This window comes from Duganella kummerowiae (genome assembly GCF_053572355.1).
This window is the reverse complement of sequence record NZ_JBKFEH010000026.1, coordinates 48865-71564: the sequence shown is the minus strand read 5'-3', so window position 1 is coordinate 71564 and position 22700 is coordinate 48865. Positions and strand designations below refer to the sequence as shown.

Annotated in this window: 19 protein-coding genes and 1 pseudogene; 10 read left to right on the top strand and 10 right to left on the bottom strand. The window is 66.2% G+C overall.

What is annotated here, in order from left to right; translation table 11 throughout:
* The 3 genes and pseudogenes from ACLB1G_RS27290 to ACLB1G_RS27280 form a co-directional block, all read left to right on the top strand.
* Positions 1-2055, top strand: a pseudogene (locus ACLB1G_RS27290) (peptidase domain-containing ABC transporter); the annotation flags it as partial.
* A 213-nt stretch (positions 2056-2268) separates the two neighbouring features.
* Positions 2269-2745 (top strand): hypothetical protein, encoded by a 477-nt coding sequence (locus tag ACLB1G_RS27285; protein WP_491630423.1) that lies wholly within the window; start codon positions 2269-2271, stop codon positions 2743-2745.
* A gap of 75 nt (positions 2746-2820) precedes the next feature.
* Entirely contained in the window at positions 2821-2985 is a 165-nt protein-coding gene (locus ACLB1G_RS27280; protein WP_491630422.1) for a hypothetical protein, read from the top strand.
* Positions 2986-3099: 114 nt separating this feature from the next.
* Here the strand turns inward: ACLB1G_RS27280 and ACLB1G_RS27275 are convergent, their stop codons facing one another.
* On the bottom strand, positions 3100-4494 hold the full coding sequence (locus ACLB1G_RS27275; protein ID WP_491630421.1) for a serine hydrolase: 1395 nt from the start codon (positions 4492-4494) through the stop codon (positions 3100-3102).
* 194 nt (positions 4495-4688) lie between these two features.
* Here ACLB1G_RS27275 and ACLB1G_RS27270 point away from each other — a divergent pair, with 194 nt between their 5' ends.
* The gene (locus tag ACLB1G_RS27270) at positions 4689-5159 is read left to right on the top strand and encodes a tetratricopeptide repeat protein (RefSeq protein WP_491630420.1); all 471 of its coding nucleotides are present in this window, start codon (positions 4689-4691) and stop codon (positions 5157-5159) included.
* On the opposite strand, the gene ACLB1G_RS27265 is transcribed toward ACLB1G_RS27270, so the two are convergent.
* Entirely contained in the window at positions 5160-6260 is a 1101-nt protein-coding gene (locus tag ACLB1G_RS27265) for an NADH:flavin oxidoreductase/NADH oxidase (RefSeq protein WP_491630419.1), read from the bottom strand.
* Between the two features lie 196 nt (positions 6261-6456).
* Between ACLB1G_RS27265 and ACLB1G_RS27260 the strand changes: the two genes are divergently transcribed.
* A complete protein-coding gene (locus ACLB1G_RS27260; RefSeq protein ID WP_491630418.1) occupies positions 6457-8640 on the top strand; it encodes a TonB-dependent receptor plug domain-containing protein in 2184 nt (727 codons plus the stop codon).
* Position 8641: 1 nt separating this feature from the next.
* On the opposite strand, the gene ACLB1G_RS27255 is transcribed toward ACLB1G_RS27260, so the two are convergent.
* The 3 genes from ACLB1G_RS27255 to katG form a co-directional block, all read right to left on the bottom strand.
* Positions 8642-9007, bottom strand: a complete 366-nt coding sequence (locus tag ACLB1G_RS27255; protein ID WP_491630417.1) for a GFA family protein — start codon at positions 9005-9007, stop codon at positions 8642-8644.
* Between the two features lie 23 nt (positions 9008-9030).
* On the bottom strand, positions 9031-9957 hold the full coding sequence (locus tag ACLB1G_RS27250) for a Gfo/Idh/MocA family protein (RefSeq protein ID WP_491630416.1): 927 nt from the start codon (positions 9955-9957) through the stop codon (positions 9031-9033).
* A 141-nt stretch (positions 9958-10098) separates the two neighbouring features.
* Positions 10099-12339 carry a catalase/peroxidase HPI gene (gene katG, locus ACLB1G_RS27245; protein WP_491630415.1) on the bottom strand — a complete coding sequence of 747 codons (2241 nt, stop codon included), beginning with the start codon at positions 12337-12339 and terminating at the stop codon, positions 10099-10101.
* A 209-nt stretch (positions 12340-12548) separates the two neighbouring features.
* Between katG and ACLB1G_RS27240 the strand changes: the two genes are divergently transcribed.
* A complete protein-coding gene (locus ACLB1G_RS27240) occupies positions 12549-13442 on the top strand; it encodes an SPFH domain-containing protein (protein WP_491630414.1) in 894 nt (297 codons plus the stop codon).
* Between the two features lie 8 nt (positions 13443-13450).
* Entirely contained in the window at positions 13451-13636 is a 186-nt protein-coding gene (locus tag ACLB1G_RS27235) for a type II toxin-antitoxin system antitoxin (RefSeq protein WP_491630413.1), read from the top strand.
* On the opposite strand, the gene ACLB1G_RS27230 is transcribed toward ACLB1G_RS27235, so the two are convergent.
* Positions 13633-14241: an MSMEG_1061 family FMN-dependent PPOX-type flavoprotein gene (locus ACLB1G_RS27230; protein WP_491630412.1), complete on the bottom strand. Its 609-nt coding sequence runs from the start codon at positions 14239-14241 to the stop codon at positions 13633-13635. The two genes, ACLB1G_RS27235 and ACLB1G_RS27230, sit on opposite strands and share 4 nt — an antisense overlap.
* Before the next feature lie 89 nt (positions 14242-14330).
* Here ACLB1G_RS27230 and ACLB1G_RS27225 point away from each other — a divergent pair, with 89 nt between their 5' ends.
* Positions 14331-15101, top strand: coding sequence for an AraC family transcriptional regulator (locus ACLB1G_RS27225; protein ID WP_491630411.1), 771 nt, complete (start codon positions 14331-14333; stop codon positions 15099-15101).
* Positions 15102-15134: 33 nt separating this feature from the next.
* Here the strand turns inward: ACLB1G_RS27225 and ACLB1G_RS27220 are convergent, their stop codons facing one another.
* Complete coding sequence (locus ACLB1G_RS27220; protein WP_491630410.1) at positions 15135-16301, bottom strand: mandelate racemase/muconate lactonizing enzyme family protein; 1167 nt, start codon at positions 16299-16301, stop codon at positions 15135-15137.
* Positions 16302-16412: 111 nt separating this feature from the next.
* Here ACLB1G_RS27220 and ACLB1G_RS27215 point away from each other — a divergent pair, with 111 nt between their 5' ends.
* Positions 16413-17291, top strand: a complete 879-nt coding sequence (locus tag ACLB1G_RS27215; RefSeq protein ID WP_491630424.1) for a LysR family transcriptional regulator — start codon at positions 16413-16415, stop codon at positions 17289-17291.
* A gap of 108 nt (positions 17292-17399) precedes the next feature.
* Entirely contained in the window at positions 17400-18263 is an 864-nt protein-coding gene (locus ACLB1G_RS27210; protein ID WP_491630409.1) for a class I SAM-dependent methyltransferase, read from the top strand.
* Here ACLB1G_RS27210 and ACLB1G_RS27205 read toward each other — a convergent pair.
* The 3 genes from ACLB1G_RS27205 to ACLB1G_RS27195 are packed head-to-tail and all read right to left on the bottom strand — an operon-like array spanning position 18242 to position 22579.
* Positions 18242-20101, bottom strand: coding sequence for a putative bifunctional diguanylate cyclase/phosphodiesterase (locus ACLB1G_RS27205; RefSeq protein WP_491630408.1), 1860 nt, complete (start codon positions 20099-20101; stop codon positions 18242-18244). The genes ACLB1G_RS27210 and ACLB1G_RS27205 overlap by 22 nt on opposite strands.
* Complete coding sequence (locus ACLB1G_RS27200) at positions 20098-20601, bottom strand: YfiR family protein (RefSeq protein ID WP_491630407.1); 504 nt, start codon at positions 20599-20601, stop codon at positions 20098-20100. The genes ACLB1G_RS27205 and ACLB1G_RS27200 overlap by 4 nt, the downstream gene beginning before the upstream one ends.
* Positions 20591-22579 carry a TonB-dependent receptor plug domain-containing protein gene (locus ACLB1G_RS27195; protein WP_491630406.1) on the bottom strand — a complete coding sequence of 663 codons (1989 nt, stop codon included), beginning with the start codon at positions 22577-22579 and terminating at the stop codon, positions 20591-20593. Before ACLB1G_RS27195 ends, ACLB1G_RS27200 begins: the two co-directional genes overlap by 11 nt.
* Positions 22580-22700 lie beyond the last annotated feature (121 nt).

Here is a 22700-nt window from a genome sequence, read left to right as displayed (position 1 = left end):
GATGAAGCTGCCGAATGCGGCCTGGCCTGCCTCGCGATGATTGCAAGCTACCACGGCCACGAGCTGGACATGAATAGTATGCGCCAGCGCTTCCCGCTGTCACTCAAAGGAGCACGCCTGTCCGACCTGGTGGCGGCGGCAGCGACGCTGAAACTCGATACGCGCGCGCTCAAGCTGAATCTGGACCACATCGGCAAGCTCGCCCTGCCGTGCGTGCTGCATTGGGACTTCAACCATTTCGTTGTACTGAAAGCCCTGCGCGGCGATATCGCCGTGCTCCACGATCCGGCGCGCGGCGAACACCGCATGAAGGTGGCCGAATTATCCCGCCACTTCACCGGGGTGGCACTGGAACTGGCACCGGCGGCGGAGTTCAAGCCGGTGCGGGAACGGCGGGTAGTAAAACTGGGACAACTGGTCGGGCACCTGGCCGGCTGGCGTGGCAGTGTTGCCGAAATCCTCCTGCTGGCACTGTTGCTGGAACTGGCGGCCGTGGTCACGCCGCTGTACATGCAGCTGGTGGTCGATCAGGCGCTGGTCGCCATGGACCGCGATCTGGTGACGGTGCTCGCTCTCGGCTTCCTGATGCTGGCGCTGATACAGGCCGGATTCGGCGCGCTGCGTTCGTGGATGGTGCTGTACCTTGGCACGCATGTCAATTTGCAGATGATGAGGAATTTGTTCAGGCACCTGATGGCGCTGCCAATGGCCTATTTCGAGCGCCGCCACCTGGGCGATATCGCATCCCGCTTCGAATCCCTGAACGCGATACAACGTGCGCTGACCGGCAGTTTCCTGGAAGCCGGACTGGATGGCGTGATGGCGCTCACGATGCTCGCCATGATGTTGCTCTATAGCCCCTCCCTGGCGTCGGTGGCAGCCGCCGCGTGCGTGCTGTACGCGTTGCTCCGGCTGTGTCTGTATGGCCCGCTGCAACGGGCGAGCCAGGAGCATATCGAACGCGCGGCACAGCAAAGCAGCCATTTCTTGGAATCCGTGCGCGGCATACAAAGCATCAAGCTGTTCAACCGGGAACTACTGCGCCGCTCAGCCTGGCAAAACATGCTGGTCGCCAGTACCAATGCGGCGGTTCGGGCGCACGCACTGGGATTGCTCCAGCAGGCCGGCAATACCTTGATCTTTGGCGTAGAGAACGTCCTGGCGGTGTGGATGGGGGCCAGGGCGGTCATGGACGGCTCGCTGTCGATCGGCATGCTGTTCGCGTTCATCTCCTATAAAACCGTACTGATACGGCGTGCCAGCGCACTGGTCGACCGCTACGTGGAATTCCGCATGCTCGCGCTGCACCTGGAAAGGGTGGCGGATGTGGCGCTGGCCGAAGCGGAAGACCAGACCCACCATTCTAAGAACCATTCTGTACCGCATGAGCTGAGTATCGAAGTCGACCGTGTCAGCTTTCGCTATGCGGACAACGAGCCGTGGGTGCTGCACAACGTCAGCTTCAAGGTGCAGGCCGGGGAATGCGTGGCCTTGGCCGGCCCGTCTGGGTGCGGCAAGTCCACCATGATCAAACTGCTGCTGGGCCTGCTGCGTCCGACCAGCGGCGAGATACGGATAGGCGGCGTGCCGCTGGAACAACTGGGCTACCGGCGCTATCGAGACATGATCGGCACGGTCATGCAGGACGACCAGCTGTTCGCGGGCAGTATCGGCGACAACATCAGCTTCTTCGCTCCGGGTGCGGACCCAGCCCGCATACAAACATGCGCTGCAATGGCATCAGTCCACGACGACATTGCACGCATGCCCATGGGATAGGCGACGCTGGTGGGTGACATGGGCAATTCCCTCTCGGGCGGCCAGAAGCAGCGCATCCTGCTGGCGCGGGCGCTGTATGCGTCGCCACAACTGCTGGTGCTGGACGAAGCCACCAGCCACCTCGATGTGGAACGGGAATCCGACGTCAATCGCGCCATCGCCCAACTACCGCTAACCCGGGTACTGGTCGCGCATCGGCCTGACTCCATACGCATCGCCCAGCGGGTGGTCATGATCAATCAATGTGCCAACGCTGAAGAAATGAGAGCGGCATAAAACCTGACGTAGCACCGATTGCTTTAGCCCAGCGCCGGGGCAGTACCACGGCGTATCACCCGGTTCCCACTTGGAAGCCGGTAACCAACGACAAGAGGAATGATCATGCAAGAACTCGAAGGAATGGAGCTGGCAGTGGTAGCAGGCGGTATCAGTGCGGCGGACGCCAAAATGCCAATGAAGCGCCCAGCTTACTCGTGGTGAAAGGCTGAAATGACTGTGCGGGTGTTAAAGGTCGAATCATTGACCGGCCCATTACGGTGGCTGCTGCCGCTGCAGTCGTGGTCGCAGGGCCTCAGCTACGGGGCATGCTTGCTCATCGGTGCAGGGCTATTGAAGCTATTTGTTGGCATCGATCAATCGGTGCCCTGGCTGCCCTGTGTACTCGGCGCTGTAGTGGGTTCATCGGGGTTTCTTGCAGCAGTGCTGCCAGCTCGCTGGCGCATCGACACCGATAACTCAGATCTCACAGGGTGGGAGGAGAAGCGCTTGCGCACGCATTTGCAGAAGCAAGGCTACCACCCGAAGCCGCATGCATGCGACCTTTATGTTCCACGTCTGCCGCGGTTGCTGCGCTGGCATGAAAATGCCGTACTGGTGCAAAAATCGGAACAAGGACTGACTGTTACTGGGCCGATCTTCATACTTCGCATCCTGCGCCGGGTGATGTTGCGGGAACTAGGAGCCTAATGACCGCCCCTGGAAATGGCCGGAGTAAGCCTGGCAGTGTCCAAAATATCTAATTTTTTGATAAAGGAGAAAGTGATGGAAAACCTGAATAACGTTGAAATGGAAATAGTGTGCGGTGGTGGCATGGTGTTTCCAGTTTTTCAGTGGGTGATCGGGCCAGATGGCCAAGCACGCTGCGTGGGCGTGCCCCCTGCTCCGGGCAAGGGTTTCGATGTGCCGGGCCCGGTTCACAGCATTTGACCATTCCTGGCGAGCGCCGCAATGATGGACGTCCGCGCACATCATTGTAAGTGCGCATCGGCTTGCCCCTGCGCTGCAGGCTGCGCAGGCCAATAACACCACGCCATGCCTGGCCTATCTACCTACGCGTGGATGGATGGTTTCCTGGCCGTCGCGCACTAGTACAAGCTGCGCCACCTCGCCCTTCTCATTGCGGCGGAACTCATACCGGGTCAGCGACTTGGGCGTGAAAAAGGCATTATCGGCATAAGCCTGTACCGGGTTGAGGGTGCCGCCGGTGCGGCCCACCAGCAAATGGTCGCCCTCGCGCCGCACGGTACGGGTGGCTTGCTCGTCGATGCGGTACACGCCGGCGTAGGCGTCCAGGGTGGCCGTATCGAGCGCGATGGGTTTCAGCTCGGGATAGGGCTTGCCCATGGCGATGGCGGCAGCCTGGTTGGCGATCAGCTCCAGTTCCACCGGGGGCGCATCGCTGTTGCTCAGCAGGGCGACATACACTTTTTCACCCGGCACGCTGACGGCGTGGGTATTAAAACCGTTGATGCCGCCGCCGTGGCTGATGTCCGGCACCCCGCGCAGGGTGCCTATGGCCCAGCCGTAGCCGTAGCGGGTCGATTTACCGTCGGCCAGGATGTAGGGCGTGAGCACGCGGCGCCAGCTGGCCGCCGTCAGCAGCTTGCCGGCGGTGACGGCCGCGTTCCAGCGCGCCAGGTCGTCAACGGTCGACACCAGCGCACCGGCCGCGTAGGGCTGGCTCATGCTGAGCGCTTCGGCCGCCTCCACCTTGCCATGGTTGCGGGTATAGCCGTGGGCGCGCTGCACGATGGGATGGCGTTCGTGGCCTTCATAGGCGGTCTGGTCCATGCCCAGCGGGATGAAGATGCGCTGCGCCAGGAAGTCCGCATAGGACATGCCCGAGACTTTCTCGATGATGGCGCCCAGCAGGAAGTAGCCGGAATTATTGTAGGCGTAGCGCGTGCCGGGTTCGAACTCCAGCGGGTCGTTCTTGAAGCCGTCTATCATCTCGCGCACGCTGTAGTCCCTGGCCATGTTGGGGACGTAGGATGGCTTGCCGGTGAAGCTGGCGATGCCGGAAGTATGGGTCAGCAAATGCTCGATCGTGACCTTGCGGCCCTGGGCCGGGTAATCGGGGAAGAATGTGGTGACCGGGTCGGCCAGCGACAACTTGCCCTGGTCCACCAGCATCATGATGGCCACCGCCGTGAACTGCTTGGTGATGGAACCCAGCCGCAGCGAAGCTTGCGGCGTCATGGCCTGCTGGTGCTCCACATCGGCCAGGCCGTAGGCCTTGCGCAGCAGGGACTGGCCATCGCGGACCACGATCAAGGTGGCGCCCGGCATGTCAGCGGGGAAATAGCTGTTGACCAAGGCATCGATGCGGGCCGCCTCCGCACTCGCGACTGCGGCGGTGGCCGGCGTTTGCGCCAGGGTGTAGGGCAGGGGCGCCAGCAGGCAGACGGCTAGCGCGAGGGGGGACAGTTTGAGCATGGCTTCCTCTCGGTGGACGTTGTGGAAATCACACTATAGGCACGACGCCCGCGCCTGCCACGCGGCAGGCGACCAACTGCGTTTTTCTGGACATACACCGCAAGCAGGGCGGATAAACCCCGGATTTCTGCCGTGCGGCCCTTCCCGCCGCGCGGCCCATGTGTCACACTGCCCGCTTCACTCCAGGCGGTCCCATGTCGTTATTAGTTTCAGGCTACAACCATCTCAAGGCGGGCGAATTCGATGCCGCCGAATCCATGTTCTTCCAGCTGCTGCGCAGCGATCCTGCCGTGTTCGACACCTTGCACCTGATGGGGGTGAGCTGCCGCCACAATGGCAAGCCGCAGCAGGCCATCCGCTATCTGCGCACCGCGTGCGACATCAATCCGGGTAACGCCTCGGCCTGGCTCAACCTGGGCAATGCGCTGCAGGATGTGCGCGAACTCGACTCGGCGGCGCAGTGCTACGCCAACGCGCTGGCGCTGGACGCGGCCATGGCGGCCGCCCACATCAACCTGGGCAATGTGCGCCTGCTGCAGGGCCGCGCCGAAGATGCGCTGGCCGCGTTCCGCCGCGCGCAGGAACTGGCGCCAGAACACGCGGAGGTGCAGCGCGCCATCGAACAGGTCGAAGAGTTGCTGCGCCAGCAGCAGGCCGCCGAATAATTATTTCGCCGGACCAAACAGCGTCTTGTAGGCGCTGGGCTGGGACCGCCAGTACTGCTTGGGCGCGCTAACCTGCGCGCCCAGTTTGGCCGCCGCATGCCAGGGCCAGCGCGGGTCGTACAGCATGGCGCGCGCCAGCGCCACCAGGTCGGCGCTGCCATCGGCCAGGATGGTTTCGGCCTGTTCCGGCTCGGTGACCAGGCCCACGCCTATCACCGGTATCGCCACATGGCGCTTGATCTCCTGCGCGAACGGGATCTGGTAGCCCGGCCCCACGGCGATTTTCTGACGCGGCGACAGGCCGCCGCTGGACACGTGCACATAGGCCGCGCCGCGCTGCTCCAGGGCCCGGGAAAATTCCACGCTTTGCTGCAGGTCCCAGCCGCCCTCGACCCAGTCGGTGGCCGACAGGCGCACGCCGACCGGCTTGTCGGCCGGGAAGGCGGCGCGCACGGCGTCAAACACTTCCAGCGGGAAGCGCAGCCGGTTTTCCAGCGCGCCGCCATATTGGTCGCCGCGCTGGTTGGACAGCGGCGACAGGAACTGGTGCAGCAGGTAACCGTGCGCGGCGTGCAGCTCTACCAACTCCAGCCCCAGGCGCGCGGCGCGGCGGGCGGCAGCGGCGAAATCCTCACGCACGCGTTGCAGGCCGGCATCGTCCAGCGCTACCGGGGGACGCTCACCCTCGCCATAGGCCAGCGCGGATGGCGCCTCGGTCTGCCAGCCGCCGTCCTCAGCCGGCAGCTGCGCGCCGCCGTCCCAGGGCGCGCGGGTGGAGGCCTTGCGGCCCGCGTGCGCCAGCTGCACGCCCAGCGCAATGCCGGAATGGCGGCGCACCGCCTGCAGCACACGCGCCAGCGCCTGCTCGTTCTCATCCGAATACAAGCCCAGGTCGGCCGGCGAGATGCGGGCCTCGGGCGATACCGCCGTGGCTTCCAGTATCAGCAGCCCGGCGCCGGACAGGGCCAGCTGGCCCAGGTGGATCACATGCCAGTCGGTGGCGTTGCCCTGTTGGGCCGAATACTGGCACATGGGCGCGATCACGATGCGGTTGGGCAGTTCCAGCTGCCCCAGCTGGATGGGAGTAAAAAGCTTGCTCACGCGGCCTCCTTGGGTTGCAACGGCCGATTATGGCATGGCTGGCTGTTTCACGTTTCTAGCTGGCGGGCAATAGCCGCACCCCCGTCCACGCCGCCTATGGGTAGCTCAGGCCCCTTTTTGTGCATTTCGTCGCAATTCATTCCAAGGGGGAATGGCGAAATCTATAATTAAGAAATTACCAATCACCGTTCCGGAAATGAAAATATCCCGCAAGCATAGCGCCGCCGCGCTCGCGCTGGTCGGCGCCAGCTGTACCGCCTACGCGCAGCAGCCCGCCAGCAAGGACCAGGCCCTCAAGAAGGAAGCCGCCAAGGAGGAGATCACCAAGGTCGAGATCAAGGGCAGCGGCCAGGACTACGATGCGCGCCGCGACGATACCGCCAGCAAGACCGTGATCACCCAGGAAGACATCATGAAGTACGGCGACACCAATGTGTACGACGTGCTCAAGCGCGCTCCCGGCGTGACCATCACCGGCAACAGTATCCGCATGCGCGGCCTGAGCAATGGCTACACGCAAATCCTGGTCAACGGCGAGCGCCCGCCGCCAGGCTTCTCCATGGACAACCTGACGCCCGACCAGATCGAGCGCATCGAGATCGTGCGGGCCGCCTCGGCCGAGTTCTCCATGCAGGCCATCGCCGGCACGGTCAACATCGTGCTGAAAAAAGTGGTGGCCAAGCCGCAGCGCGACCTGCGCCTGAACGCTACCGGCGCCAGCAACGACAACAAGAACGTGAACCTGTCCGGCACCCTGGCCGACCGTTCCGGCAGGCTGTCCTACTTCATCAACGGCGTTCTCAACCACGCCGAGGGCAAGCCGACCAGCTACAGCGGCGACCAGTTCTATACGCCGGCTGGCCAGCTGGTGCAGGCGCGCGAGCTGACCTCGTACCAGAACAACCGCAACAGCGCGCTCGGCCTGCAACCGCGCCTGAGCTGGAAGCTGGACAATGACGACCAGCTCAACCTGTCGGGCTTTGTGCAGATTGCGCGCAACGACAACGACAGCAGCACTGTCACCAACAACCTGGTGGGTAGCTTCCCGGCGCCCGACTACATCCGCCGGGTGGGTGGCACCGAAGTCGACATCCGCTTCATGGGCACCGAACTGAACTGGGTGACCAAGCTGGCCGGCGGCAAGCTCGACGCCAAGGTGGGCGCCTTCGCCGGCAAGGTGGACGTGGACTACAACAGCCTGGCCAGCACGGTGGGCAACGCCATCAACCTGCGCCGCGTCACCAGTTCGGACAGCGACTACAACACCTATAGCACCAGCGGCAAGTACACGCGCTCGCTGGAGGACGGCCACAACCTGGCCACCGGCTGGGAAATCCGCAGGGAGAGCACCGACGAGGACCGCGTGCGGGTGGAAGGCTACACCACGGTGGCGCCGACCCGCATCGTCGAGCAATTCAAGCCGCAGGTAACGCGCATGGCCGTGTTCGCGCAGGACGAATGGAACGTTACCAAGCAATGGTCGGTCTACCTGGGCGCGCGCTGGGAAAGCATACGCACCGAGAGCGAAGGCAGCGGCCTGCAGGCCACCGAATCGCGCAACAACGTGCTCAGCCCCGTAGCGCAAACGCTGTACAAATTCCCGGACAAGAGCGGCCGCCAGCTGCGCGCGGCCCTGACCCGCACCTTCAAGGCGCCCACCGTGCAGCAGCTGACGGCGCGCCGCTACGAGTCCGACCTGAACACCCGCTTCAATCCGGACAGCAGCGGCAACCCTTACCTGAAACCGGAACTGGCCACCGGCATCGACCTGACCTACGAGCATTTCTGGGCGCCGGGGGCGGTGTTCTCGGTGGGCGCCTCGGTGCGCCGCATCACCGACTATATCCGCACCACCCTGGGCCAGGACGCCAACGGCTACTGGCTGAACCGTCCCGTCAACGACGGCACGGCCAATGTGCGCACCCTGGACCTGGAGCTGAAATTCCCGCTCAAGACGGTGTGGAAGGAAGGCCCGGCCGTGGACCTGCGCGCCAGCGCCAACCGCAACTGGTCGCAAGTCGATTCGGTGCCGGGACCGGACAACCGCCTGGACCAGCAGATCCCCATCAGCGCCACGCTGGGCGCCGACTACAAGATCGACGCCAGCTACACCGTGGGCGGCAGCCTGGCGTTCCGCTCCGGCGGCCCGGTGCGCATCTCCGAGCAGCAAAGCGCCCAGCTGTATGCGCGCCGCGACCTGGAGGCCTACCTGCTGTACAAGGTGCGTCCCGGCCTGCAGCTGCGCTTCACGGCCAGCAACCTGCTGGGCGAGGACAACCGCGCGCTGTCGCGCTACAGCGACGCCAGCGGCGCCAGCCAGAACTGGTCGCGCACCCCGGCCTCGGTACGCCTGGGCGCCAACGCCGAAATCAAGTTCTGAGTCACTTCACCGGCAGCCAGGCCGGCTTGGTGTCGGTGTAGAGCTCGCGCTCGACCGGCCGGTCATACGGCTGGTCCAGCGTGCCCAGGGTGACGGCTATACGATCCGGTGCACGGGTGCTGCGCCAGTACAGGGTGGAACCGCAGACCCGGCAAAAGCCGCGCCGGCCATCCTCGGAGGACGCGTATTCCGTGACCAGCCCGGCGCCGCGCTCGATGGCGTAGCCGCTCCGGTCCACGTTGAAGTAGGAACCGGCTCCGGCGCCATGCTGCTTCTGGCACATGGTGCAGTAGCAATGGCTGGCATGATTGACCGGACCTTCGGCCCGGTAAGCCACGCCGCCGCACAGACAGCTGCCACGGTACATGGCGTCCTCCGTGAAACGGGTTATCAGTCGTGGAAGGCCTCGACCACCTTGCGCTTGCCCAGCATGAAGGCGTCGGCCACGTGGCGCAGCGGCGCCACGTCCACGTCGGAACGGCCGCCCTTCACCAGCTCGGCGAAACGGCGGTACAGCGAAGGATACTCCGCTTCCTTCTCCAGGGCCTGTTCAATACCGTTGATCCACAGGCGCGCGCCGCCGTCGGACAGCTTGAGTTCGCCGTCGGCGGTCTGCACCACGATATCCCAGCTTTGCTTGCCGGTCTGGCGCCAGTCGAACTCGGCGTGCACGGGCAGGCCGGCGCCGCTGGTGAAGTGCAGGTCGGCGGCAATCGGGGCGTCGCGGTTTTCCGGGAATTCCAGCGCGGCGCGCGTCAGGAACACGGCGGCCGGCAGGATTTCAGTGACGATGGACAGGGCGTTGATGCCCGGGTCAAACACGCCCAGGCCGCCGGCCTGCCAGATCCAGTCCTGGTTGGGGTGCCAGTGGCGCACGTCTTCCTTCCAGATCACGTGCATGGCGGCGGGCGCATGGGCGGCCAGGTGGGCCTTGGCCGGCTGCACGCCGGGGGCGTAGCGCGAGTGCCAGCTGGCGAACAGGCTCACGCCCTTGGACGCGGCAAAGGCTTCCAGGTCGGCCACTTCGGCCAGGGTGGCGCCGGGCGGCTTTTCCATGAACACGTGCTTGCCGGCGGCCAGCGCCGTGTAGGCGGCCTTGTAGCGGTACTGCGGCGGCATGCACAGCGACACCGCTTCGATGTCGGGACGCTCGGCCAGCAGCTGTTCGATGGTGGGGTAGCTGGGGATGCCGTCTATGGTGTTGTTGCGGCTGGCGGTGGCCACCAGGTCGTAATCGGCATCGGCCTGGATGGCCGGCAAATGCTGGTCATATACGATCTTGCCCACGCCTACGATGGCAAGTTTGATTGCTGGCATATTCGGACTTTCTAAGTAAGTTGGGTAGCTGAAGACGCTGGGCACCCATACTATCAGGAGTCCTTGCCATGGACCGATGAAAAAAAACCATGGGACATGCACGTTTTTGGCATGTCTCCATGGTTTTTGCGGCAGTTACGGTTATCGCCAGGCCAGGTCGTAGCGGTCCAGGTTCATGACCTTGGTCCAGGCGGCGGCAAAGTCCTGCACGAACTTGGCTTCGCCATCCGCACTGGCATACACCTCGGCCAGGGCGCGCAGCTGGGCATTGGAGCCGAACACCAGGTCGGCGCGGGTGGCCGTCCATTTGGCGGCGCCGCTCTTGCGGTCGCGGCCCTCGAATTCGTCCGTGCCGGACACCGCCACCCATTCCGTGCCCATGTCCAGCAGGTTGACGAAGAAGTCGTTGCTGAGCGCACCGGGGCGCCGGGTGAACACCCCGTGTTTGGAGCCGCCGGCGTTGGCGCCCAGCACGCGCAGGCCCCCCACCAGCACGGTCAGCTCGGGCGCGGTCAGGGTCAGCAGCTGGGCGCGGTCCACCAGCAGGGCTTCGGCCGGGACCGCGTAGCGCGCCTTCTGGTAGTTGCGGAAGCCGTCGGCGGCCGGCTCCAGCACCGCAAAGGAAGTCACGTCGGTCTGGTCCTGGGTGGCGTCCACGCGGCCCGGGGTGAACGGCACCGTAATGGCATGGCCGGCCTTTTGCGCCGCTTCCTCGACGCCGACGCCGCCGGCCAGCACGATCAGGTCGGCCAGCGAAATCTGCACGCCAGCGCTGGCGCGGAGATCCTCCAGCGCCTTGAGCACCTTGGCCAGCTGCTGCGGCTGGTTCACTTCCCAATCCTTTTGCGGCGCCAGCCGGATGCGGGCGCCGTTGGCGCCGCCGCGCATGTCGGAGCCGCGATAGGTGGACGCCGAGGCCCAGGCGGTGGACACCAGCTCGGACACGCTCAGGCCGGAAGCGCGGATGGCCGCCTTGAGGGTGGCAATCTCCTGTTGGCCCGGCGGCGCATGGTCGGCCTGGGGCAGCGGATCCTGCCACAGCAAGTCCTCGGCTGGCACTTCCGGGCCCAGGTAGCGCGCCTTCGGCCCCAGGTCGCGGTGGGTCAGCTTGAACCAGGCGCGGGCAAAGGCGTCGGCGAACTGGTCCGGGTTGGCCAGGAAGCGGCGCGAGATTTGTTCATAGGCCGGGTCGAAGCGCAGCGCCAGGTCGGTGGTCAGCATGGTGGGCAGCAGCTTCTTGGAGGGGTCGTGCGCGTGCGGAATGGTGGCTTCGGCATCCTTGGCCACCCACTGGTGGGCGCCGCCCGGGCTCTTGCTGAGTTCCCACTCGTACTTGAACAGGTGCTCGAAGAAGTCGTGGCTCCACTGGACGGGCGTCCTGGTCCAGGTCACTTCCAGGCCGCTGGTGATGGTGTCGGCGCCGCGCCCGGTGCCGTAGCGGTTGTGCCAGCCTAAGCCCTGGGCCGCCAGGTCGGCGCCTTCCGGTTCCGGGCCCACGTTATCGGAGGTCGAGGCGCCGTGGGTCTTGCCGAAGCTGTGGCCGCCCGCGATCAGGGCCACGGTTTCCTCGTCGTCCATGGCCATGCGGCCGAAGGTGTCGCGGATATCCTTGGCGGCCAGCAGCGGGTCGGGATTGCCGTCCGGGCCTTCCGGGTTCACGTAGATCAGGCCCATCTGCACGGCGGCCAGCGGGTTTTCCAGCTTGCGGCTGTGCACGTCGCCGTCGGCGTCGTCATCCGAGACCAGCACGCCGCCCGGCTTGTCCACACCCTCGGAACCGTGTGCGTAGCGCAAGTCGCCGCCCAGCCATGTGGTTTCGCGGCCCCAGTAGACGTCCTGGTCGGGTTCCCAGGTATCCTTGCGGCCGCCGGCGAAACCGAAGGTCTTGAAGCCCATGGTTTCCAGCGCGACGTTGCCGGTCAGGATGATCAGGTCGGCCCAGGAAATCTTGCGGCCATACTTTTGCTTGACCGGCCAGATCAAGCGGCGCGCCTTGTCCAGGCTGACGTTGTCGGGCCAGCTGTTGAGCGGGGCAAAGCGCTGCTGGCCGCGTCCGGCGCCGCCGCGGCCATCGCCGGTACGGTAGGTGCCGGCGCTGTGCCAGGCCATGCGCACGAACAGACCGCCGTAGTGGCCGAAGTCGGCCGGCCACCAGTCCTTGGAATCCGTCATCACGGCCGCCAGGTCTTGTTTCACGGCGGCCAGGTCCAGGCTGTTGAATTCCCTGGCATAGTCGAAGTCCGGCCCCATGGGGTCGGATTTGGTCGAATGCTGGTGCAGGAGGTCCAGCCGCAGCTGGTTGGGCCACCAGTCGCGGTTGGTGGTGCCGCGTCCCGTGGTGTGGTGGAAGGGGCAGGCTGCTCCGGTCTTGTCGCTACTCATGTGCAATCCCTTAGGCTGGGTGAGAGAAGAGTAAATTCGGAGTAAATTCCGAGTAAATTCCGCGCGCCAATTCTGCGCCAAAAGCATGGACGCGACAAGCGAGCTTGGCTCAGCCATAAGAAGGGCTACATAAGAGCTTGACAGCCTGGCATCAAGCGCCTAAAGTGATATCACTTTCATATATTGTTGATGTTACCAAGGAGAGCAGCATGTCCGCACCAGTAAGGCAGGAAAAGCAGTTCGTTTCGATGAATGGGTATCTCTCGCTGGTGGGCAGCCTGCTGGCCGTGGCGGTCGGCGCGCTGCTGGTGGTCAAGGGCGTCACCAATGGCCGCGATGCCTGGCTGATCGGCTCGGGCCTGCTGCTGGCCGCCGCCGGCCTGGTCGCCAGCGCCGGCCTGTACATGCTGCAGCCGAATGAAACCGCCGTGCTGACCCTGTTCGGCCAGTACGTGGGCACCGACCGCAGCGAGGGCCTGCGCTGGGCCTTCTTCTTGTACGGCAAGCGCAAGCTGACCGTGCGGGCACGCAACCTCAACGTGCCCATCCTCAAGGTCAACGACAAGCGCGGCAATCCGGTCGAGATCGGCGCCGTGGTGGTGTGGCGGGTGCGCGATACGGCCCAGGCCCTGTTCGAGGTCGACGATTTCGAGCGCTACGTGACCATGCAGGCCGAGGCCGCGCTGCGCCACCTTGCCGCCCACTACGCCTACGACGAGGGCGACGACCTGACCGCCACCGAGATGACCCTGCGCGGCGGCGCTAACGAAGTGGCCCTGGCGTTGCGCAACGAACTGCAGGCCCGCTTCGAGGAAGCCGGGGTGGAAACCCTGGACGCCAAGATCAGCCACCTGGCCTATGCCCCGGAAATCGCCCAGGTGATGTTGCGGCGCCAGCAGGCGCAGGCGATAATCAGCGCTCGGGCCCGTATCGTGCAAGGGGCCGTATCGATGGTCGAAGATGCGCTCAAGGGCCTGGCCGAACGCGAGATCGTGGAACTGGACACGGAGCGCAAGGCCTCCATGGTCAGCAACCTGCTGGTGGTGCTGTGTTCCGATCGCGAAACCCAGCCCATCATCAACGCAGGCACGCTGTATAACTGAGATCCACCATGGCAAGTCCCGGCAAGAAAGCCTATCCGCTGCGCATCGATCCCGCCTTATGGGAGCAGGTGCAGCGCCTGGCCGCCCAGGACTTGCGCAGCGTGAACGCGCAAATCGAATTCCTGCTGCGCGAAGCGCTGGCGCGGCGCGGCATCAAGGTCGCGCCCGCCACGCCCGGCCAGGCTGAGGACTAGTACAGCTCGGTCTTGACGGCGTGCGCGTAGTGCGCGTCCACCATGGCCGGGTCGGCGCCCTCCAGCAATTCCAGCTCGGCCAGCAGCTGCCCCACGCTGGGCAGGGCGCCGCCCGCCAGCTGCGCCTGCGGGTCCCACAGTCGGGCCCGGTTGACCGCCTTCCCGCAATGCATCAGCACTTCCTCGATGGCCACCACGATGGCGCTGCGCGGCAGGCGCCCGCCTTCGGCCAGCCGGACCAGCAGCTCCGGATCGGTCACCACATTCGCGCGGCCATTGATGCGCATGAAGATGTCCAGCCCCGGGAACAGGAATAGCATGCCGGCCCGCTGGTCCTCCACCAGGTTGCGCAGCGATTCGATGCGGTTGTTGCCGGGCCAGTCCGCGAACGCCACCGTGGTGTCGTCCAGCGCCTGCACGAAACCGGGCGCGCCGCCGCGCGGCGAGGCGTCCAGCCCCTGTTCGCGGCCGGTGGCCAGGCAAAAGAAGGTGGCCGCGCGCAGGTAGGCCAGGTGGCCGGGCAGCAGCCGCCGGGTGACCGCCCTGAGGATGCGCTCCGAAGGCGGCGCGTACAGTACGTCGAGGTCGTGGTGGGTAAGGGGCATGGTGTTCTCCGTTTGACTGGAACACAGCTTACTGCTATTTTTCATGGCGCCCATACGGCATTCCAGCCAAGCGATAACGCAAAGACGCCATGTACCCCTTCCTCAATGCAGCCGACGGCCCGACCGTGTTTGCCATGGCCGGCATGCAGGACGCCGAGCGCGCCGCGCTAGGCCACCGCCATGCGCGCGGCCAGCTGCTGGGGTCCTTCCAGGGCTTGCTGTCGCTGGGCGTGGAGGATGGCATGTGGGTGGTGCCGGCCACGCATGCGGTCTGGGTGCCACCGCACCACCTGCATTACGGCCGCTCGCACGGGCCGTTTTCAGGCTGGAGCGTGTATGTGGCGGAACCGGCCTGCGCCAGCCTGCCGGCCCAGGCCCGCACCATCCGTACTTCCGGCCTGCTGCGCGAAGCCGTGCTGCGCGCGGCGCAATGGACGGACAGCGCGCCGGCCGAACAGCAGGAAAGGCTGGCCGCCGTCATCCTGGACGAGATACGCAGCCTGCCGCCAGAAACCCTGCACCTGCCGCTGCCGCGCGACGTCCGCCTGCAAAAGGTGGCGCATGCGCTGATGGACGATCCGGCCGACGAGCGCAGCCTGGAAGCCTGGGCCGGGTGGGCCGCCGTCAGCGCGCGCACCCTGAGCCGCCGCTTCGTGGCCGATACCGGCTACACCTTCACGGCCTGGCGCCAGCGCGCGCGCCTGATGCGCTCACTGGAACTGCTGGCGGCCGGCACGCCGGTCACGGCCATCGCGCTCGATCTGGGCTATGCCAGCGCCAGCGCCTTCATCAGCCTGTTCCGCCGCACCTTTGGCCAGACCCCGGCCGCCTATCGCCAGCGCCTGGGGCCCGCCGTTTGAAGGGTGTGCGAGGCCGCCAGGCATCTGTGAAGCTTACTCCGACAGCTTGCGCATCTCGGCATACAAATCGGCCTTGCCCTCGAAGCCTATGCCCGGCAGGTCGGGCATGGTGATGTAGCCGTTATCGACCTTGACGCCGTCCGGGAAGCCGCCGTAGGGCTGGAACAGGTCCGGGTAGGATTCGTTGCCGCCCAGGCCCAGGCCGGCCGCGATGTTGAGCGACATCTGGTGCCCGCCGTGCGGGATACAGCGGCGCGGCGACCAGCCATGCTCGCGCAGCATGTCCAGCGTGCGCAGATACTCCACCAGCCCATACGACAGCGCGCAATCGAACTGCAGCCAGTCGCGGTCCGGGCGCATGCCGCCGTAGCGTATCAGGTTGCGCGCATCCTGCATGGAGAACAGGTTTTCGCCGGTCGCCATCGGATTCTGGTAGTAGCTGCGCAGCGTGGCCTGCAGTTCGAAGTCCAGCGGATCGCCCGCTTCCTCGTACCAGAACAAATCGTATTGCGACAGCGCCTTGGCGTAGCGGATGGCGGTGTCGAGGTCGAAGCGGCCGTTGGCGTCCACCGCCAGCTTCTGGCCATCCTGCAGCACGGAAAGGATGCTGTCGATGCGGCGCAGGTCTTCGTCCAGCGATGCGCCGCCGATTTTCTTCTTCACCACCGTGTAGCCGCGGTCGATGTAGCTGCGCATCTCGTCCTTGAGCTTGTCGTGGTCCTGGCCGGGGTAGTAGTAGCCGCCGGCCGCATACACGAAGACCTTGCGTTCCGGCTGGCCATTGCCATAGCGCTCGGCCAGCAGCTGGAACAGCGGCTTGCCTTCGATCTTGGCGACGGCGTCCCACACCGCCATGTCGATGGTACCGATGGCCACCGAGCGCTCGCCGTGGCCGCCCGGCTTTTCGTTGATGAACATGCGGTTCCAGATCTTGTGCGGATCGAGATTGCCGCCGTCGTCAGTCAGCAGTGAGGCCGGATCGGCTTCCAGCAGGCGCGGGATGAAACGCTCGCGCATCAGCGTGCCCTGGCCGTAGCGGCCGTTGGAATTGAAGCCGTAGCCCACCACGGGCTTGCCGTCGCGGATGACGTCGGTGACCACGGCCACCAGGCTCAGGGTCATCTTGCTGAAGTCGATGTAGGCGTTGCGGATGGGTGAGCTGATGGCTACGGTTTTTTCGCGGATGTCGACGATGTTCATGGCGGTCTCCCGGTTTGGAAAGACGCCAGCTTAAATCCCGGCCGCAGGACTATAATTCACCAAAATTTCATTAAGAAGTGAATTCAAGTGAAGAATGTACCGGCTACCGACATGCAGTTCTTCGTGCTGGTGGCGCGTCTGGGCAGCCTGGCCGGCGCCGCCCGCGCGCTCGACCTGACGCCCCCTGCCGCCAGCAAGCGGCTGGCCGCGCTGGAGGCGCGCCTGGGCGTGCGCCTGCTGAACCGCAGCACCCGCAGCATCAGCCTGACCAGCGAGGGCGAGACCTATTTGAAGCACGCCAGCCGCATCCTGGCCGACATCCGGGAGATGGAAGACGTGCTGTCGCACAGCCGCGCCACGCCGCGCGGCCTGCTGCGCGTGAACGCCACCCTGGGCTTCGGCCGCACCGCCATCGCGCCGCTGGTGTCGGCCTTCGCGGCGCGCTATCCGGAAGTGGAAGTGCAGATGGACGTCACCGACCGTCCGGTCGACCTGGTGGACAGCGGCTACGACCTGGCGATACGCTTTGGCGAGCTGCCGGACCAGCGCCTGAACGCGCGCCGCATCCTGTCCAACCGGCGCTTCCTGTGCGCCTCGCCGGGCTATTTGCAGCGGCACGGCGCGCCCTCCAGCCTGGCCGACCTGGCCCGGCACCGCTGCATCATCCACCGCCAGAACGACGAGGCCTACGGCGTCTGGCGCTTTACCCACCACGACCACAGCGAGGTGGTGAAGGTGCATGGCGCCCTGTCCAGCAACGACGGCGACATCGTGCTGGGCTGGGCGCTGGACGGCCACGGCATCCTGATACGCTCCGAGTGGGACCTGGCGCGTTACCTGGACAGCGGGCGGCTGCGCATCGTGCTGCCCGAATTCACGCTGCCCCCGGCCGACCTGTATGTCTACTACCCCAGCCAGCGCAACCAGACCCACCGCGCGCGCGCCTTCATCGATTTTTTGGCAGGGCATTTCCAGTCCATGCCGCGCTGAGAACCCGTTGCACATGCGCACGGCAAGGAGCCGTCACGATGCCGTGGTCACTTTGAAACGGCTTCCAAGCTATGGCATACTGGCCCGCCCCCCCTCATCCACACGCCCATGAAAATCGCCCATAGCTGCCCAGTTTGCCATTCCAGCAACTTCCTCAAGAAGGTGGGCTTCATCAGCCCCTTCATCGCGCACCGGGTATTCGACCTGCCCACCGTGCGGGTCGAATACGGCGGCGGCAGTTTCACGCCGGTGTGCTTCACCAACTCCATCCTCTGCAACGACTGTACATTCATTTTTTCGCAGCTGCGCTACGAGGACGACGAGATGGCGCGCATCTACCGCGATTACCGCAGCGAAGCCTATGCGGACGCGCGCAACGCCTATGAGCCGGGCTACAAGGAATTGAACACCAAAATAGGCGTGAATCCGCAGGAGACCGCCAACCGCATGGCGACACTGAAAGACTTCCTGGAAGGCGAAGTCGACACCTCCAGGCTGGGCAGCGTGCTCGACTACGGCGGCGACCAGGGCCAGAACATTCCCGACTATCCATCACTGGTGAAAAAATACGTGTATGAAGTGTCCGGCGCGGCAACCGTTCCCGGGGTGGAGCGTATCGCCAAACTGTCCGCCATCGGGCCGGTCGACCTGGTGATGAACGCCAACGTGCTGGAACACATTCCTTACCCGGCCGAGGTATTGAACGAGATGAAGACCGTCTGCCACCGGGACACCGTCGTGTTCATCGACGTCCCCAACGACCTGACGGAAGCCAACCCGCATCCCGAGCAGTTCCACGAACACATCAACTTCTTCAACAAGCAGTCGCTCGCCACCCTGATGCGCGCCAACGGCTTCGAAGTGCTCAAGGTGGAGGACGTCGTCTGCGACCTGGGCTGGGTCCAGGCCCGCAGCATTTACCTGCTGGCCCGGCCCATGTGGTTCGCGCGTCAGGCCGAGGGCGGCAGGTAGCGCGCCGCGAAGGCCTCGGGCGGCATCGGCGCGCCCAGCAGGAAACCCTGGGCCACGTCGCAGCCGGCCTGGCGCAGCCAGTCCAGCTGGCGCTGTTCCTCCACGCCCTCGGCCACCACGGTCAGGCCGAAGCCGCGCGCCAGCGCCAGGATGGCCTGGATCACGGTGGCGCCGCGCTGCGGCAGCAGGCGCACGAAGCTGCGGTCCACCTTGAGCTGGTTGATGGGGAAGTTCTGCAAATACGCCAGCGAGGAATAGCCGGTGCCGAAATCGTCGATGGCCAGCCGTACACCCAAGGCGCGCACCGCCTGCATGAAGGCGATGGCGCTGTCGACCTCCTCCATCAGCAGGCTTTCCGTCAATTCCAGCTCCAGCCTGCCCGGCTCGATACCGTTCTGGTCCAGCGCGCGCGTGACATCGTCGATGAAGCCCGGCTCGCGCAGCTGGCGCGCCGACATGTTGACCGCCACGCCCAGGCGCGGCCCGCCGGCACAGTCCCAGGCCGCCAGGTCGCGGCAGGCGCGGTGCAGCACCCAGCTGCCCAGCTGCACGATCAGGCCGCTGTCCTCGGCCACCGGGATGAATTCGGCCGGCGACACCGGGCCGTATTCCGGATGGTGCCAGCGCAGCAGGGCCTCGGCGCCGCACAGCGCGCCGGTGGCGCAGTCGAACTGCGGCTGGTAGTGCACGGCCAGCGTTTCCTGTTCCATGGCGCGCCGCAGCTCGCGCTCCAGCGCCGCGCGGCGCTGGGCGGCGGCGTTCATGCCCGGTTCGAATTCGGCCAGGCGGTTGCGGCCGCTGTGCTTGGCGTGGTACAGCGCGGTATCGGCGCTGCTCACCAGCTCATGCAGGGCCTGGGCATCGTCCGGATACAGGCACAGGCCGACGCTGGCAGTGGCGAAGAATTCGCCGCTGGCCAGCTGGAACGGGCCGCGCAGCGCCAGCGTCACCTGGGCCGCGATGGCCAGGGCGGCTGCGCGGTCCGGCAGCGGCGCGGCAATGATGGCGAATTCGTCGCCGCCGATGCGCCCCACCAGTCCGCACTCGCCCACTGCGCCGGACAGGGCGGTCGCCACCTGTTGCAGCAGTTCGTCGCCGGCCGCATGGCCGGCGGTGTCGTTGACCACCTTGAAGTTGTCGAGGTCGATCAGCAGCAGCGCCAGGCGCGCATCGCCGGCGGCGGCCTGCGCCAGTCCGGCCTCCAGGCGCGCATAGGTGGCGTGCCGGTTGGGCAGCCGGGTGACGTGGTCGGTGTGCGCCATGTAGTCCAGCGCCTGCTCGGCGGCCGCCACCCGGGCCCGTGTCTTGCGGCTCAGCGCCAGCACCGCCAGCATGGCGGCCAGGCAGGCCACCGTGAGCAGCGCCAGGTAGCGCAGCATGGCGGCACGGGGCCCGGCGGTACTGGTGTGCAGCACGGTGCGGCCCAGGGTGGTGTTGCGGTAGCGTACTGTGTCGGTGACGGTGAACATGCCGTCCGGCGCCGCCTCGGCCTGCTCCACACGCGCCGGCAGGCGGCTGCCGGGATAGGAGAATTCGGCAAACAGCCGGCCCTGCTGGTCATACACGCCGGCCGCCTTCAGCCCGGGCGCATAGCGGAACGAGCGCAGCGCCTCGTTGGCGGCCTCGTGGTCGCCGAACATCAGCGGCGCGGCCACGCTGTCGGCCACGATGGCGGCCTGCACCCGCGCGCTCTCGGCCAGGCTGCTGCGCATGTCCAGCAACTGGTAGGCGATCAGCACGGCGCCGGCAACCAGCAGCGCGGCCAACGCCGCGATGATCTGGCCGGTGCCGAGCGCGCCGGCAATGGTGGCCCCCTGGCGGATAGGCGGCCGCTTCATCGCACATTCCTCGCCAGCCGCAGCAGGCGCGAACTGAAGCGCAGGCCGGCGCGTCCCGCCTCCACGGTGTCGATGTCGAAGCGCAGGTGCTGGTCTTCCTCCACCAGGGCCACCGCGCCGGCATAGCCGTTGCCCGGCCCATCGACGATGGTCAGCAGGCCCGCCACCGCCTCGGCCGGGCGGGCGGCGCCGGCGCGCAGCACGGCCACGTCGCAGGCGGCGCCAGGGCCTGGCTCCAGCACCGCCAGGCGCCGTTCGCCGACCGGCTTGCCCTGCAGCTTGCGCAGGCTGTCCCACAGCGCGTGGGCCGGGTTCAGGCACACGTTCAAGGGCCGCGTGGGGGCCGCTGCGGGCCAGGTAGTGAACTGGGCGATGTTGTAGACATAGGCGGCCTTGAGCGCCACCTCGTCGGATTGGGCCTGAACCCCGCGCGCCAGCGCCAGCATGGCCAGCGCCAGCAAGGCCGGCGGCAGGCCCGTGCGGCGCGGGTCAGAAGGCATATGCCACCTTGGCCAGCACGCTGCGCCCTTCGCGCGCGATGGCTTCCTGCACGAAGGCCGGGCCGGCCGGATCGGCGCTGCGGCGGCCGCCCGCGTTGAACATGCCGAGCGACCAATCCCAGCCGGATGCGGCGCGCCGGGCCGGGACCAGCGTCAAGTTCCAGTTGCAATAGCCGCCCACGGCGGCATGCTCGGTCAGGCGGCGCGACACGCACTGTCCTTCCAGTCCCAGCCGCAGCGCCTGGCCCGGCAGCGGCCAGGTGGCGTTCAGCTTGGCCAGGTGGCGCGGCGAATTGACCAGCCAGTCGCGGCGGCCGTCGCGCGCCTGCTGGTAGGCATAGTTGAGGCGCAGCCGGGCGCCGCCCGCATACAGGCGTTCGCCGCTGGCTTCGATACCGTTGGCGGTGGCGCGTTCGGTGTTATCGAATATGAGCGTGGCGTCCGGCAGCCCGGTTTCCGTGATCAGCCCGGCGATACGGTAGTGGAACACGGACAGCGACAGCTGGGTGTAGGGGTTGGGGCGGCGCTCCCACACCAGTTCGCTGGTGGCGATGCGCTCCGCGCGCAGCTGCGGATTGGCGCGCTGGGCGCCGGCCTCGTCGCCGACCGCGTAGTACATCTCATAGGCGTTGGGCGCGCGGTAGGCAGTGCCATGGATCAGCTTGAGGGTGTCGCGCGGGCCGGCCTGCCAGTTGAGCGCGGTGCGCGGATTGAAGCGCCCGCCCGTGCCGCTGTCGTGGTCGTAGCGCAGGCCGGCGTTGAGCAGCAGCGAAGGCGACAGGCGAAGCTCGTCCTCCAGGTAGGCGCCGGCGCGGGTGTCGGCGCGGCGGTCGTCCAGCCGGGGCTGATAGGGGCCGAGATCGAAGTTGAACTGGTCGCGCCGCGCATTGCGCTGCCCGTCCAGTCCCAGCAAGAGCTTGTGGCCGGCCAGGCCGCTCCAGGTGGCGTTGACGCTGGCGCCGTACCAGGCGGCGTGGTCGCCATCGATGTTACGGCGCGGCTGCTGCCGGGCGTCCGGATACCAGCCCTGGCCGAGGTAATCGGCGCGGCCCCAATTGAGCCGGGCCGACAGCGCCACCTGGCCCACCGGGGCGCCGTTGTAGGCCAGGCTGGCGAAGGTCTGGGCGTCGCGGGTCTGGTCGGGCAGGTTGAACAGCGCGCCATAGGCGGCGGTGGGCACCCCCTTGACCCGGTTGACGTGGCCGGCGCTGAAACCCCAGGGACCCAGGGTGGCCTTGATAAAGGCGCTGCGCGCACGGTCATAGTCCAGGCCCTGGGCCACGCCGTGGTTCTGTTGCGGCGTGTCGAACTCCGGAAAGTACAGGTCGCCGCCGCGCCGGGTAAGGCCGCTGACCGACAGCAGCACATCGGTGCCATCCTGGGCATGGTAGCCATAGCTGGCGCGGCCGCGCCGCTCGCCCTGGCCGCCGGCCGACAGCACGGCGTGGCGACCGGCCATGGCGCTGCCGCTCTTGGTGATGACGTTGATGACGCCGAACAGGGCGTTGGAGCCGTACACCGCCGCCCCCGGGCCCGGCACGTATTCGATGCGCTCCACCAGGTCCATGTCGACCAGGCTTTCGGTGCCGATCGAGGCCTGGTCGTACACGCTGTCGTTGACCCGCACGCCATCGATCAGCAGTAGGAAGCGGCTGTCGTAGTCGCCGGGGCGCAGAAAGCCGCGCGCGCCCAGGTAGGCGTAGTTGCGGTCGCTGGAGACGTACAGTCCGGGCAGGGTGGCCAGCGCGTCGGCCAGGGTGCGCCAGCCGTGTTCGCGCACATCCTGGGAGGTCAGCACCGACACCGCCGACGGCGCGTCGCTGACGCGCTGTTCAAAGCGCGACGCCGAGCTGACCATGGTCACTTCCATCAGGCGTTCCAGCGGCATGGTGCTCAGCTCGTCCGTCTCGCCGCCATGGGCCAGGGAGGCGGGCATGGTCAGGCCGAGGGCCAGGAGGCGGAGCGGGATCGGATTCACGGCGTGGAAAGTTAATTTACTTACAGAAACATGTTACTCCGATCAGGGGACCGCTGTGACATTTTGTGAGATTGTGGAAACGATTTGCGGCGGGAATACCACACCGCCCGCTGTAAGAAAA

Coding starts and splice junctions, on each gene's coding strand:
- ACLB1G_RS27255 (WP_491630417.1), bottom strand. CDS start 9,007: ATGTACCGTGGCAGCTGTCTGTGCGGCGGCGTGGCTTACCGGGCCGAA.
- ACLB1G_RS27200 (WP_491630407.1), bottom strand. CDS start 20,601: ATGCCTTCTGACCCGCGCCGCACGGGCCTGCCGCCGGCCTTGCTGGCG.
- ACLB1G_RS27275 (WP_491630421.1), bottom strand. CDS start 4,494: ATGCTCAAACTGTCCCCCCTCGCGCTAGCCGTCTGCCTGCTGGCGCCC.
- ACLB1G_RS27240 (WP_491630414.1), top strand. CDS start 12,549: ATGTCCGCACCAGTAAGGCAGGAAAAGCAGTTCGTTTCGATGAATGGG.
- katG (WP_491630415.1), bottom strand. CDS start 12,339: ATGAGTAGCGACAAGACCGGAGCAGCCTGCCCCTTCCACCACACCACG.
- ACLB1G_RS27270 (WP_491630420.1), top strand. CDS start 4,689: ATGTCGTTATTAGTTTCAGGCTACAACCATCTCAAGGCGGGCGAATTC.
- ACLB1G_RS27220 (WP_491630410.1), bottom strand. CDS start 16,301: ATGAACATCGTCGACATCCGCGAAAAAACCGTAGCCATCAGCTCACCC.
- ACLB1G_RS27235 (WP_491630413.1), top strand. CDS start 13,451: ATGGCAAGTCCCGGCAAGAAAGCCTATCCGCTGCGCATCGATCCCGCC.
- ACLB1G_RS27215 (WP_491630424.1), top strand. CDS start 16,413: ATGCAGTTCTTCGTGCTGGTGGCGCGTCTGGGCAGCCTGGCCGGCGCC.
- ACLB1G_RS27230 (WP_491630412.1), bottom strand. CDS start 14,241: ATGCCCCTTACCCACCACGACCTCGACGTACTGTACGCGCCGCCTTCG.
- ACLB1G_RS27250 (WP_491630416.1), bottom strand. CDS start 9,957: ATGCCAGCAATCAAACTTGCCATCGTAGGCGTGGGCAAGATCGTATAT.
- ACLB1G_RS27225 (WP_491630411.1), top strand. CDS start 14,331: ATGTACCCCTTCCTCAATGCAGCCGACGGCCCGACCGTGTTTGCCATG.
- ACLB1G_RS27260 (WP_491630418.1), top strand. CDS start 6,457: ATGAAAATATCCCGCAAGCATAGCGCCGCCGCGCTCGCGCTGGTCGGC.
- ACLB1G_RS27210 (WP_491630409.1), top strand. CDS start 17,400: ATGAAAATCGCCCATAGCTGCCCAGTTTGCCATTCCAGCAACTTCCTC.
- ACLB1G_RS27285 (WP_491630423.1), top strand. CDS start 2,269: ATGACTGTGCGGGTGTTAAAGGTCGAATCATTGACCGGCCCATTACGG.
- ACLB1G_RS27205 (WP_491630408.1), bottom strand. CDS start 20,101: ATGAAGCGGCCGCCTATCCGCCAGGGGGCCACCATTGCCGGCGCGCTC.
- ACLB1G_RS27280 (WP_491630422.1), top strand. CDS start 2,821: ATGGAAAACCTGAATAACGTTGAAATGGAAATAGTGTGCGGTGGTGGC.